General features: G+C 69.2%; 12 protein-coding genes. 7 read left to right on the forward strand and 5 right to left on the reverse strand.

The window, feature by feature from the left end; all coding sequences use genetic code 11:
• Positions 1 to 6: 6 nt before the first annotated feature.
• Positions 7 to 660: a flavin reductase family protein gene (locus V7793_RS06920; protein ID WP_335582018.1), complete on the reverse strand. Its 654-nt coding sequence runs from the start codon at positions 658 to 660 to the stop codon at positions 7 to 9.
• A 67-nt stretch (positions 661 to 727) separates the two neighbouring features.
• Here V7793_RS06920 and V7793_RS06925 point away from each other — a divergent pair, with 67 nt between their 5' ends.
• On the forward strand, positions 728 to 1,450 hold the full coding sequence (locus V7793_RS06925) for an ArsR/SmtB family transcription factor (protein WP_335582019.1): 723 nt from the start codon (positions 728 to 730) through the stop codon (positions 1,448 to 1,450).
• A 116-nt stretch (positions 1,451 to 1,566) separates the two neighbouring features.
• Here the strand turns inward: V7793_RS06925 and V7793_RS06930 are convergent, their stop codons facing one another.
• From V7793_RS06930 to V7793_RS06940, 3 genes are all read right to left on the reverse strand, one after another.
• The gene (locus V7793_RS06930; protein WP_335582032.1) at positions 1,567 to 1,866 is read right to left on the reverse strand and encodes a hypothetical protein; all 300 of its coding nucleotides are present in this window, start codon (positions 1,864 to 1,866) and stop codon (positions 1,567 to 1,569) included.
• A 202-nt stretch (positions 1,867 to 2,068) separates the two neighbouring features.
• On the reverse strand, positions 2,069 to 2,242 hold the full coding sequence (locus V7793_RS06935; RefSeq protein WP_335582020.1) for a hydrophobic protein: 174 nt from the start codon (positions 2,240 to 2,242) through the stop codon (positions 2,069 to 2,071).
• A gap of 79 nt (positions 2,243 to 2,321) precedes the next feature.
• On the reverse strand, positions 2,322 to 2,786 hold the full coding sequence (locus tag V7793_RS06940; protein ID WP_335582021.1) for a VOC family protein: 465 nt from the start codon (positions 2,784 to 2,786) through the stop codon (positions 2,322 to 2,324).
• Positions 2,787 to 3,005: 219 nt separating this feature from the next.
• On the opposite strand from V7793_RS06940, the gene V7793_RS06945 reads away from it, so the two are divergent.
• The 6 genes from V7793_RS06945 (at position 3,006) to V7793_RS06970 (ending at position 9,637) form a co-directional block, all read left to right on the forward strand.
• Complete coding sequence (locus tag V7793_RS06945) at positions 3,006 to 4,541, forward strand: phage tail sheath family protein (protein ID WP_335582022.1); 1,536 nt, start codon at positions 3,006 to 3,008, stop codon at positions 4,539 to 4,541.
• Positions 4,542 to 4,632: 91 nt separating this feature from the next.
• On the forward strand, positions 4,633 to 5,073 hold the full coding sequence (locus V7793_RS06950) for a phage tail protein (protein ID WP_335582023.1): 441 nt from the start codon (positions 4,633 to 4,635) through the stop codon (positions 5,071 to 5,073).
• 67 nt (positions 5,074 to 5,140) lie between these two features.
• Entirely contained in the window at positions 5,141 to 6,469 is a 1,329-nt protein-coding gene (locus tag V7793_RS06955; RefSeq protein WP_335582024.1) for a phage tail sheath family protein, read from the forward strand.
• A 56-nt stretch (positions 6,470 to 6,525) separates the two neighbouring features.
• Positions 6,526 to 6,981: a hypothetical protein gene (locus V7793_RS06960; protein WP_335582025.1), complete on the forward strand. Its 456-nt coding sequence runs from the start codon at positions 6,526 to 6,528 to the stop codon at positions 6,979 to 6,981.
• 144 nt (positions 6,982 to 7,125) lie between these two features.
• Positions 7,126 to 8,766: a hypothetical protein gene (locus tag V7793_RS06965; protein ID WP_335582026.1), complete on the forward strand. Its 1,641-nt coding sequence runs from the start codon at positions 7,126 to 7,128 to the stop codon at positions 8,764 to 8,766.
• Positions 8,759 to 9,637: a hypothetical protein gene (locus V7793_RS06970; RefSeq protein WP_335582027.1), complete on the forward strand. Its 879-nt coding sequence runs from the start codon at positions 8,759 to 8,761 to the stop codon at positions 9,635 to 9,637. The genes V7793_RS06965 and V7793_RS06970 overlap by 8 nt, the downstream gene beginning before the upstream one ends.
• Before the next feature lie 3 nt (positions 9,638 to 9,640).
• On the opposite strand, the gene V7793_RS06975 is transcribed toward V7793_RS06970, so the two are convergent.
• Positions 9,641 to 11,709: ADP-ribosyltransferase (locus V7793_RS06975; protein WP_335582028.1), on the reverse strand; the 2,069-nt coding region annotated here is incomplete at its 5' end.

Consider the following 11,709-nt stretch of genomic DNA (forward strand, 5'->3'; position numbering starts at 1 on the left):
GATCGGTCAGTGGGCTTGCCGGGGTGTCTGGGAGCGGAAGCTGTGGCCGAGTTCAGGGCCCAATCCGTAGTAGTGACGGAAGTTGTAGATCAGCGGGCTCCACGTGGCCGGGTCGACGTGCTGGGAGCCGGGGACGACGATACGCGGATCGGCGTGGACCTTGAGCACGTGGGCTTCGACGATGAGGAACGCCCCGGAGGCGTCGGGTTGGACCCGGGCTGCGCGGGCCTCCAGCTGGATAGGACATTCGGCGGCCCTGGGCGGCCGGACCAGCTCGGAGGGTTCAGGTCGCAGGCCGGCTGCGGCGAACTTGTCCGGCTCGAAACGGAAGGTGTCGCGCTTGTCCACGGGTACCGGGGTGCGTCCGGTCAGCGGCGCCAGCCGCTCCACCGTCGGCCACTGGGCAGGCTCAGGGAGGTTTACAACGAGATCGGGTCGGGTGCGGAGATTGTGCGCGGTCTGTCCCCCGGGGCCCAGACCGAGGACGATGACGTGGCCGAGTGCCCAGGCCGAGGACATCGGCGCGAGGTTGAAGGAGCCGTTCTCGTTCTCCGTCGAGAGCAGTACGACCGGCGTGCCGAAGTACAGGATGCTCGGCTCGATGGTCACATGGGCGGCCGACGTGTTGCCGGGCGTGGTGCTGCGTGTAGCGGTGTCCATGGAGTCGACCGTAGGGTGAAGACACTTCGGCCCTCACCGAAGGATCGCTGGTGGATGATGGACGGCGATGAGAAACCATGACGCGCACCTGGAGGGCCCGGACCTCGCCGCTCTGGCCGGACTCCTGGCGGACGGCACCCGCGCAAGCTTCTGCCTGGCCCTCCTGGACGGCCGGGCATGGACCGCGACCGAGTTGGCGCGCCATGCCGGGGTGGCCGCCTCGACGGCCACCGAGCACCTGAACCTCCTGGTCAGCGGAGGACTGCTCGCCCAGGAGCGTCAGGGGCGCCATCGCTACGTGCGCCTCGCCGATCCCGAGACGGCCCAACTGATCGAGACCCTTGCCTCCATGGCGCCTCGTCGCGTCAATCCGCCCCGTTCACTGCCCGCCGTCAACCGGAGCCGGGCGCTGGCCCGCGCCCGCACGTGCTATGACCACCTCGCGGGCGCCCTCGGGGTCGCGATCACCGAGGCGATGGCCGACCGGGGGCTGCTGGACTGGGAGCAGGGGCTGACGCTCACCGGCAATGGGATCGCCTGGCTGGCCGGTCTCGGCATCGCGCTACCTCCCGCCACACGGCGTCCGCCCGTCCGCGCGTGCCTGGACTGGACCGAACGCCGCCCCCACTTGGCCGGTGCCGTCGGTGCCGCCCTGTGCCGCCACGCCTTCGACTCCGGCTGGATCACTCGGATCGGCACCGGCCGCGCCGTCGCTCTCACCGAGATCGGCCGGCGTACGCTTCAGGACCACCTCGGCCTGTCCGACGAGATGGGCATTCCCGTCAGCTGAACACCGATCCCGCCCGGTCAGACGCTGCCGCTACCCGCGCCTCACCGCGCCGCACCCTTCTGTGTTACTGAGACACGCTCCTAGCAGACCGCCGTGCTTCGGGGGAACTCCGTGTCTCAGCGGAACTCGTGAACCACCTGGATCTCACCGACGATATGGGCGTTGAATTCCTCGAGCTCCTCGGCCGGAACCCACAGTTCGAGAATGGCCCGCCCTCCGGCCTGCCGGACCGGATAGCGGCTCAGGAATTCGGTCTCGACCTCGAATCGGGTGACGAAACCGGCACCGTCGTGTTTCACGTTCCAGTCCCGGGCGATGGCGATCGCGTAATCCTCGTTGAGGACCGGGTAGAAGATCGGCTGCTCGGGAAGACGGGGCGGCCAGGCACGCCAGCCCGCGTCCCGGACCAGATCCAGCTCCTTGGGGCCGGTGGGGCGCTACAGGGTCGTCGTCGCTGGTCGGCTGGGCATGCGAATCACTCTCTGGATACGGCTGATCGGGAGACCAGACGGTACCCGCCCCGCAGGCTCGGCGACCACCCGGTTTTCGTACCGCTGCCGTATCGCCCGAAGGACCGTGAGCGGAGCGCTCACGGTCCGACGTTCGGGTGATGTCAGGTCACCAGCGGTACCAGCGGCCGCGGCCGCCGCCCCCGGGGCCCGGGGCACGCATGACGAAGCCGAGGAGCCAGAGCACCAGAACCACTACGGCGACCCACCAGAGCACCTTCACCGCAAACCCGGCGCCGAAAAGGATCAGCGCGAGGAGCAGAACAAGGAGAAGGGGAACCATCGTTATCAACCTCCGAAAGGACGTGTTCCCCGGATTCCCGTTCACACACGCTCCGCCGCATTCCCGAACCGCCCGCGGCTCAGCGATCCGAGAGCTCCGAGGGGGCCTCCTGGACCACCCAGCCGTTGCCGTCCGGGTCCTCGAACGTCATGAACGAGTTCCAGGTGCCGCCCTTGCCGTCCTCCCAGCCCGTCTCACCGACGTGGCGGACCGGGGAGACGTCCACGCCCCGGCCCACCAGCTCCTCGCGGGCCGCCTCGATGTCGGTGACGCAGAGCTGGAGACCCTGCAGCGTGCCCGGGGCCATCGTCTTCGTACCCGGCGCCGCCGGCATCCCCTGAAGCATCGCGATCGAGCACCGCGAGCCGGGCGGGGTCATCTGGATGATGCGCATGCCGGGAGCCACCTCGTCGTCGAGGTCGAGCGTGAAACCGGCCTTGCCGACGTAGAACTCCTTCGCCCGGTCCATGTCGGCGACGGGGATCGGGACGACTTCGAGTGTCCAGTTCCGGTGGTGGCGGGTGTTCTTGTTCGTGGTGTTCATGGTGAGTCTCCTCAAGAACGCCGGCGTCTCCGGCACGACGCCGGACGCCCGGTTACCCAGTGTGCAACCGCACATCCGGAGCGGCGTAGTCGGGATCACCAAGTGGGTGAGGGGCCTCCGTACGTCATCCGGCTGAGCTTCACTCGTTCGCGAGCGCGCACGCGCGCGCGAATGGTTCGCTGAGGGCGCGCATTTCCCGATGAGAGGGGCAAACAGCGCATGTCTACAGGCCCTTTAGCGCCCGGAGTGTTCGTCAAGGAACAGCCCAGCGGAGTCAGGACGATCACCGGCGCGGGGACGTCCACCCCTGCCTTCCTCGGGTACGCCTTCCGGGGACCCGGTGACCAGGCGGCTTCCCCACCGATCCTCGTCAGGAGCTGGCCCGAGTTCGTCGACCTCTTCCACTTTCGTCCACCGCTCTCGGCGGAATCCGTCGAGGAGGAGCTGAGGAGGCTGGTCAAGGCCATCGAGGAGGTCACGGAACTCCTCCAGCCTCTGGAGACCGGTCTCCGGGAGGCGGCAACGAAGGATCCGTCCCCGACCGTCCCCGTCGAGGCATTCGACAAGCTCGTCGCCGTCCGTACGGCCCAGTGGCAGGGGCAGCCGGTCGAACCGGCGGACGAGCAGGCGGCCGAAGCCACCGCGACGACCGTCTCCGGAGCCCACCCCACCGAGTACGAGCAATGGAACTCGACCGGGGCCCGGCTGCTGCCGCTCCATCAGCGCCAAGCGGAGCTGACCGCCCTCAAGGAACGTCTCAACCAGGCGAAGACCTACCAGCTCGCTGAAGCCGTCTACGGATTCTTCGCCAACGGCGGGACGTCCTGCTACGTCCTCCGGCTCGACCACGCCCAGGACCTCGCCGCGCAACTCGACGGTGATCCTGTTGAGCGCACCGGTCTCGCCGGGCTGAAGACCGTCCCGGAAGTGACCATGGTCGCCGTTCCGGACCTCTGGTCCAAGGGGGCGGATGCCGCGGCCGGCGCGGCCCTCATCAGCAAAGTCGTGGGCCACTGCACGACCATGCGCAACCGGCTCGCCCTGCTGGAACCGCCGCCCGGCACGACGCCCGGCGACGTGCCCGGATTCCTCACCCATCTGGCGCCGCCGAACATGCCCGACGCGGAGTTCACCACGCTCTACTACCCGTGGGTCAACGTGCCAGGCGTCGACGGCACCCCGCGCACCGTCCCACCCTGCGGCCACATCGCCGGCGTCTGGGCCCGCACCGACGCCGAACGCGGCGTCTTCAAGGCCCCCGCCAACCAGAACCTCCGCGGCGTACTGACGTTGCCCACGCTGCTGACCGATGCCCGTCACGGCGAGCTCAATGACAAGGGTGTGAACTGTCTGCGCGTCTTCCCCGACCGCGGGCTGCTGGTGTGGGGAGCACGGACGAGGTCCAGCAGCCGCGACTGGAAGTACCTCAACGTCCGCCGCCTCGTCTCCTTCCTCTCCGACTCCATCCGCCAATCCACCACCTGGGCCGTCTTCGAACCCAACGACGACCGCCTCTGGGCCACCCTCCGCCACTCCGTCACCAGCTTCCTCACCGACCAATGGCGCCAAGGCGCCCTCCAAGGCCGCACACCCGACGAAGCCTTCTACGTCATCTGCGACACCACCAACAACACCTCCACCACCATCGACAACGGCGAAGTCCACTGCGACATCGGCATCGCACCCGTCCGCCCCGCCGAATTCGTCCACTTCACCATCACCCAGATCGCCGACGGTCCTGCCCAGTCCGGCTGATCCGCCCGGCCCGGCCCGATCCAGCCAGGTCCAGCCCGGCCCGGCCCGGCCCGGCACCATGAGGACACGATGAACCCAGGAGGCCACGCACGTGTTGACCGGTGACACTTTCAGCAGCAGCACCTTCGCCATCGAACTGGGCAAGTTCCAGGTCGAGACCGTCCAGGACGTCTCGGGGCTGACCCTGGAGCAGGACGTGGTCGAGACCCGCCAGGTCTCCGCCACGGGGGAACTGATCGTGCGCAAACAGCCGGGCGCCCGCCGCACCGGCGAGATCACGATCACCCGCGGCATGGACAAGAGCACCGCGTTCACCGACTGGATCAAGGCCACACTGGTCGACGCCGACCTCGACAGCGCCCGGCAGAACATCACCATCGCCCTCAAGGACGCCAAGAAGCAGACCGTGCGGCGCATCCACCTCAGCAACGCCTGGGCCTCCCGCTGGGAAGGCCCCCAGCTCGGGGCGACGAACTCCGGCGTCGCCACGGAACAGGTGACGATCACCTACGAGGACATCACCGTCGAATAGCCCTCCCCCGTCAGGACGCTCCGCAGCAAGGACAGCAGCAGATGATGAAGGAGAGGGAACAGCAGCGATGACCACACCGAAGCCCCCCGGCGTCTACGTCACGGAGCAGTCCAGCGGTGTCCGCATGATCGTCGGGGTGGGCACGTCCACTCCTGCGTTCCTGGGCTACACCAAGGTCCCGGACGCTGCGGGAAAAGGGGCGTCCACTCCCCCGTTCACCGCCGAGGAACGTACCCATCCGCAGCGGATGCGCGGCTGGCAGGAGTTCGTCGCCCGCTACAGCATCAAGGAGCTCAGCACGGAGCTGGCCGACCTCTCGAAGAAGAGCAACAAGGGAGCGGAGGAGCTCAAGAAGGTCCGCGCGCTGCAGCGATGCCTCGTGTTGGCGGAGGCCGTCTACGGGTTCTTCGCCAACGGGGGCACGTCCTGTTACGTCGTGGGCTTCACCGACCCGGCGGCCGCCGTGGCGAGCACGGCGCTGCAGGGGGACGCCGAGGAGCGCACGGGCCTGGGCGGGCTGGAGACCGTTCCCGAGGTGACCATGGTCGCCGTGCCGAACCTGTGGGACATGACCGCCGCGGTCTCCGACGCCGCCACGCCTCCCGCGCCGGACCAGGCCAAGGGGCGGGAGCTGATGAGCGCTGTCGTCGGTCACTGCAAGACCCTGAACAACCGCCTCGCAGTGCTCGACGCCCCTCCGGACCAGACCGCCGATCCGCTCCAGGCCTTCGCCGACGCGCTTCCGTCCCAGGACACGCCCGACGCGGAGTTCACCACGCTCTACTACCCGTGGGTGAACGTTCCCGGTATCGACGGCACCCCGCGCACCGTCCCGCCTTCCGGCCATATCGCCGGCGTCTGGGCCCGCACCGACGCCGAACGCGGCGTCTTCAAGGCCCCCGCCAACCAGAACCTCCGCGGCGTACTGACGTTGCCCACGCTGCTGACCGATGCCCGTCACGGCGAGCTCAATGACAAGGGTGTGAACTGTCTGCGCGTCTTCCCCGACCGCGGGCTGCTGGTGTGGGGAGCACGGACGAGGTCCAGCAGCCGCGACTGGAAGTACCTCAACGTCCGCCGCCTCGTCTCCTTCCTCTCCGACTCCATCCGCCAATCCACCACCTGGGCCGTCTTCGAACCCAACGACGACCGCCTCTGGGCCACCCTCCGCCACTCCGTCACCAGCTTCCTCACCGACCAATGGCGCCAAGGCGCCCTCCAAGGCCGCACACCCGACGAAGCCTTCTACGTCATCTGCGACACCACCAACAACACCTCCACCACCATCGACAACGGCGAAGTCCACTGCGACATCGGCATCGCACCCGTCCGCCCCGCCGAATTCGTCCACTTCACCATCACCCAGGTCGCCGGACAGCCGGGACAGAACAGCTAGCCCCTGTTCACGACCCCGTTCACGACCCCGTCACGACTCCAGGAGAGCTGTCCGTCATGCAGAAGCTCGTGGTGAGGGAGGGTGATCTGGTGACGCTCCAGGTGGCCTTGACCACGCCTCCGGTGGGCGCAGCACTCGCCCCGCCCCCTCCCCCCTTCCCACTGCAGGGCTCGGCGGGCTTCCGGGTCGAAGGGCACGTCGCCTGTGTCCCGGACGACATCGAGTCGCTGCAGATCGTGGGCGTCCCCTACAACGTGACGCCGGCGTTTCCCGTCCTGGGGGCCGGCACGGTCGAACTCAAGGTGCCCCGGCAGAACCGCGCACGGTACGCCAGGACGGCACAGGGCAAGGAGGTCGTCGTCGACGGCGGCCCGCTCGATCTGGTCTTCACCCCGACGAAGGCGGCGAGCAACCTCAACCCGCCCGCCGAGGACAAGGTGACGAAGTACGAAGGCACGGCCCTCGTCACCTGTGTCCGCGTACGGCCCGTCACGGCCGGCCCCGCCGCCTGACCGTCCCCGTTCGCGCTTGTGCCCCGGCCACTGGTCCGGTGACCGGGGCACAAGCGCATCACGGCTGGTGTCCGTCCCGCGCACGGGGTCTGCCCGTATACCTGCGTTCCATTGCCTTGACGTGGCCGTGTCAGAATGCCGATCATGGACGATCGTCGGCCCGAGCAGCCCCCGCCACCCCAAGAGGCGCCGCCGCCCGAGCCCGTCGACGCCCCGGAACCGGCGAAGGCGGCGGACGCGGACTCCGGTACGGGCCCGGCGGAAGCGCCGGAACCGACGGACGCACCCGACGCGGACACCACGCAGACGGACGACGCCCCGGAACCGGCCGACGCAGAGGAAGCCGACAGCACACCGGAGAACAGCGAGGCGCCGGAACCTGAGACCGAGCAGCCCGACGCCGATGCTCCGGGACCCACGGACGCGGAGGCCTCGCAGGAGACGGGCGCAGAGGAGGCGGACGAGGCCCCGGAGTCGGAGGGCGTAGAGGAATCCGACAGCGCGCCCGAGGACGCCGAGGTTCCTGAGCCGGAGGCCGAGCGATGGGACGCCGACGCCCCGGAACCGGCGACTGCTGAAGACGCGGACGCAGACGCCGAAACCGCCCCGGCGGACGCACCCGAGGCGGATGCCGAGGACGCAGACGGTGCCCCGGAGCCGAACGACGCAGAAGAGAGCGACGCGCCGGAGCCGGAGGCCGAGCGGTCTGACGTCGACGCCCCGGAACCCGTTGACACGGCGGACGCAGACTCCGAGACAGACCCTGCAGCCGCGCAGGACACGGGCGCCGAGCAGGCTGACGATGCTCCGGAGCCGCCTGCAGATGGTCCGGACGTGGTTGATAAGTCACGGGAGCCGTCTGCGGATGCCTCGGACCTGACTGATGAGGCTCCGGATCCGACGGCGCCGATCGACGCTCCGGAGCAGCCGGCCCCGGTTGACGAGGCCTCGGATTCGGCCGTCGATGCTTCGGAGCGGGCTGACGATGCTCCGAAGCCGACTGCAGGCGACTCGGGCTTGGCTGATGAGTCGCGGGAGCCGCCTGCGGATGCCTTGGGCTCGATCGATGAAGCTTCGGGACGGTATGGCAACGACGCTCTGCGCGACGGTCCCCACTACCAGGAGGAGCTCGACGACCAGTTGGCGGCACGCGGACTGGACCGCTCCGAGCATGACAAACTCCGACTCAGCCGGACCAACGATCTGAGCGACGAGCAGGCCCGCGAGGTCGTCGGGGTCCGTGACGCGATCAAGCTCGACGAGGGTCAAATGGTGACCAAGGTGGTCACGCCCGAGCGCGCGCTCGCCTACCTGGAGAACTTCACACCGTCCGACGAGGACGACAAATTCAAGCCCGGCGAGTTCCGCGGCTCCATCGCGCGCGGCTCTGACACCGTCGACCTACGAAGCATGGACCAACTGCGCGACGGACTCGCTCTTGACGATGGCGGCGCCGGCTGGTCCGCGGTCCCACCGGGCGCGTCCGAGACGTACCAGCTGCGCTTCCCGGCACCGGACGACATGCATGCCGAGCCGTCCTTCGGCGCCGTCGGCGACAAGGAGAAGGCCGACCACGTCGCCGGCATGGCTGGCCAGAGCGAAGGACTGCCCTATCTTGATCCGTTCCTCGGCACCGGCTACACCGGCGGGGGTGTCCCGGAGTGGATGGCCGAACCCACCGGCTTCCCCCACCATGCTGAGATCTGGCTCATGCATGACGATGGCACCGAAGAGGCCGTCGGCTTCTTCGACAAGAACGAAAGGCTGTGGAAATACTATGACTGACCCCGTGGGCCACCCCTCCCCGATCAAGGGCGAGGTCGCCGTTTTCCGCGGTGAGCTCTATCGGGCCCGTGGCGCCGAGGGTCTGTGGCCGTGTGTCGAGCTGCTGCCCGAGCCCGGGCGCCCCGCACCCGAAGAGGTCGCGCCGCGCCAGGCCGCCGACGGGTCGGTGGGATACCCGGTTCCGCTGGAGTGCCTGGAAGCCTGGTACGCCGTGACGTGGACGTTCCGCTGGCGCCGCGAGCTCTTCGAGTGCACCGCCTCCACGCCCACCACACTCTCGGGCAACTACCTCGGCTCCGACGAACACTTCGCCAAGGAGCATCTCAAGCGCCGGGTCATCGGCTACCGCGGCGTCTTCCCGCGCGACGAGGTCACCGAGCTGGAGCAGCACCGCGAGGATCGCCTCCAGCCCCGGCACGCTCTGGTGCGGCGTCTGGACGAGTTCGACCATTTCCGCCCCAAGACCTATGCGGTCCACCGCGGTCGGACGTATCCGGCCGCTGCTGAGGCCGACACGTCGGGCCTCATCACTCTGACCACCGGGGATGACCGACCTGAGGATCTCATCGCCGATCCCCGGGACCCGAGCGGCGAGCACTTCCTGGCCGCCCCGGAGCAGCTGGACGCCTGGTACCGCACCCACTGGACCTTCCGCTGGAAGGGCGAACCCTTCGACGCCGCCGGGACGGTGGACGGCAGGATCAAGGGCGTCTATACAGGCGGCAGCTGGGGTTTCGTCTCGAACACCTTGCAGCTGACCCCGGAGAAGGGTCCCGACGGGGTCCACACCCAGTACACGGTCCAGGCGGGCCTCAAAAACGTCACCGACCTCGAACAGCACCGCACCGACCTACTGCCCGAGAAGCAGTAGCCGTCAGCCGGTCGTTTCCGTGGCCCATACGAAGTCGTAACGGATCTCCCGCCCGTTGACCCGTACGGCTTCGTCGCGGTTGCGCAGCTGCACGGTGAACGCCGCCCCCGGCAGGAGGAGCACTTCCTTCTCCTCCGGCTTCTGCGAGAAGGCGGAGATGTCCCGTCCGCTGCGTCCGGAGAGCTCGAGCTGGTAGAGGACCCTGCGGCCGCCGGCGGTCGGGTACTGGAGCGGCAGGAACTCCTCGGCTTTCTTCCGCTTCTCGCTGGTGCTGGTGAAGCCGTCGAAGGTCAGTCGCTTCCGGGGCCACATCTCCCATCCCGCGCGGTACACCGACCCCGTCACGGGAGGCAGGCGGTGGAGGGAGTCGGCGAGCATGTCGGCATGGGTCTTGGCCTCGGCCCGCAGCGTGCCGGCAAGGGCGTGCAGCCTCTTCCTCACGGGCTCCAGCCGGGACTTCCGCTCCTGATCGTCGAGATCTGGCGCCGTGTACTGGCTGATCAGCCCTTGGAGCTCGTCGTCGCGCCACCTGGTGAAGGGCACCTCCGTGGGCACGTCCTCGGCGACCCGGGACATCATCTCGTCGATCAGCCGGCCGACGCCGAGCGACGTGAATCCGCCGGGGGTGGTGAGAACGCGGTTGATGAGCTGGTGGTTGTCCCCGGTGTACTGCGTCAGGGCCAGGAAGTGCGCGAAGTCGAGGTCCTTGCCGGGTCCGGCCGCACCGGCCGCCTTCTTCTCCAGGTGCCGCTGCTTGCGGCGCGCCGCGCGCACCGTGTCGCCGTGGACCGTGAGCATCCCGCCGTCCTCCCGCCCGGCCAGCGCCTGCTGCTCGTAGAGCGCGGCGTACGGCGGCTCGGGCAGCTTCGCCTGCGGCAGCGCGGTCCGTACGAACGCGTCGAAGTCCCGGTACATCGCGGCCACGTCCTTGGAGGACGCCGTGAGGCCGGACAGGCTCGCGAGCCCGGCCGCTTTCGCGCCGCGCAGGATCTCGTACAGCGAGTGGTCCCGGCCCGTCAGCATCCAGGAGGCCACGGCGAGGAAGAACTCCCTCTCTGAACGCTCCTGGCCGCCGCCCGGTCCGCCCGGCACGGCCTTCAGCCAGCGGAAGGCACTGAGCATGCGGGTGGTGGTCCCGGAGATGCCCGCGACGAGGGGCGCGCCGGCCTCGTGGTGCTTGCGGTACCAGGCGGCCGCGGGATCCATGGCGAAGAGCGCCTGCCCCGAGGCCCAGGGCAGAGGGAACTCGGGCCCCTGCTCCCCGGGGGGAGCCATGGCCGCCCAGATGGCCTCGGGGGTGACGTCGTACTCCTGCGGGTGGATCCGGTCCCCGTCGAGCCGGACGCCTTCGACGCGCAGGGGCGTGGTGCTGCGCTGTGCGTGGGCCCGCTCGGCTTCGCTCAGGGGCACCCCGAGGTCCTGGTAGTTGCGGAGGGTGCTCCTGCCCGGTCCGGTCCCGGCCCGGGCCTCGGGCCGCTCAGTCCTGCCCTGCTGGCTGCGGCCCATCGACACGGTGGTGCCCGTGCCGTGCTGGAGGGTCATGTTGCCCAGAGCGAAGATGTCCTTCGCGAACAGCCGGCCGATGTCCTGCGGCAGGCGTCCGAGGACGCTGCGGGCGCCGCCGGTCAGGTACTCCCGCTGCGCGCTCAGGGCTTCGGTGTCGAGGCCGAGTTCGCGGGCGCGCCGCAGGTCGCCGTCGAGGACGATGCAGTGCAGGAGGGTTTTGAAGGAGACGTCACGGTCGTCCCCGGTCGGCCCGGGCTGGGGCCCGTATTTGTAGTAGGCGGCGTTGTAGAAGGCGGTGACGAGCTCGCGGACGGTGGCGGAGGAGCCGGGGGCGGTCCACTGCAGGAGCCGTTCCCGGGCGTCTGTTCCCGTCTCCCCTGTGCCGACCTGGCCGGCGCTGGCCGGGTCGTCCTTGAGGAAGGCCCCGGCCGCGCGCTCCGGGGTGAATTCCGCGCTCAGTACCTCGTTCATTCGCAGCACGGCCGTACGGGCGGCGCGGCCGACCTCGGGGGCGGCTGCCAGTGCCGCGCCGAGCCGCTGTTCGTAGAGCTCGGCCTCCTGGTGCC

The sequence above is a fragment of the Streptomyces sp. KLMMK genome (assembly GCF_036961605.1).
Lineage (GTDB): Bacteria > Actinomycetota > Actinomycetes > Streptomycetales > Streptomycetaceae > Streptomyces > Streptomyces telluris.

Bases quoted from the DNA above. Each gene is read 5' to 3' on its own strand.
- V7793_RS06945 (WP_335582022.1), top strand. From the start codon at position 3,006: ATGTCTACAGGCCCTTTAGCGCCCGGAGTGTTCGTCAAGGAACAGCCC.
- V7793_RS06970 (WP_335582027.1), top strand. From the start codon at position 8,759: ATGACTGACCCCGTGGGCCACCCCTCCCCGATCAAGGGCGAGGTCGCC.
- V7793_RS06925 (WP_335582019.1), top strand. From the start codon at position 728: ATGAGAAACCATGACGCGCACCTGGAGGGCCCGGACCTCGCCGCTCTG.
- V7793_RS06920 (WP_335582018.1), bottom strand. From the start codon at position 660: ATGGACACCGCTACACGCAGCACCACGCCCGGCAACACGTCGGCCGCC.
- V7793_RS06955 (WP_335582024.1), top strand. From the start codon at position 5,141: ATGACCACACCGAAGCCCCCCGGCGTCTACGTCACGGAGCAGTCCAGC.
- V7793_RS06965 (WP_335582026.1), top strand. From the start codon at position 7,126: ATGGACGATCGTCGGCCCGAGCAGCCCCCGCCACCCCAAGAGGCGCCG.
- V7793_RS06935 (WP_335582020.1), bottom strand. From the start codon at position 2,242: ATGGTTCCCCTTCTCCTTGTTCTGCTCCTCGCGCTGATCCTTTTCGGC.
- V7793_RS06960 (WP_335582025.1), top strand. From the start codon at position 6,526: ATGCAGAAGCTCGTGGTGAGGGAGGGTGATCTGGTGACGCTCCAGGTG.
- V7793_RS06940 (WP_335582021.1), bottom strand. From the start codon at position 2,786: ATGAACACCACGAACAAGAACACCCGCCACCACCGGAACTGGACACTC.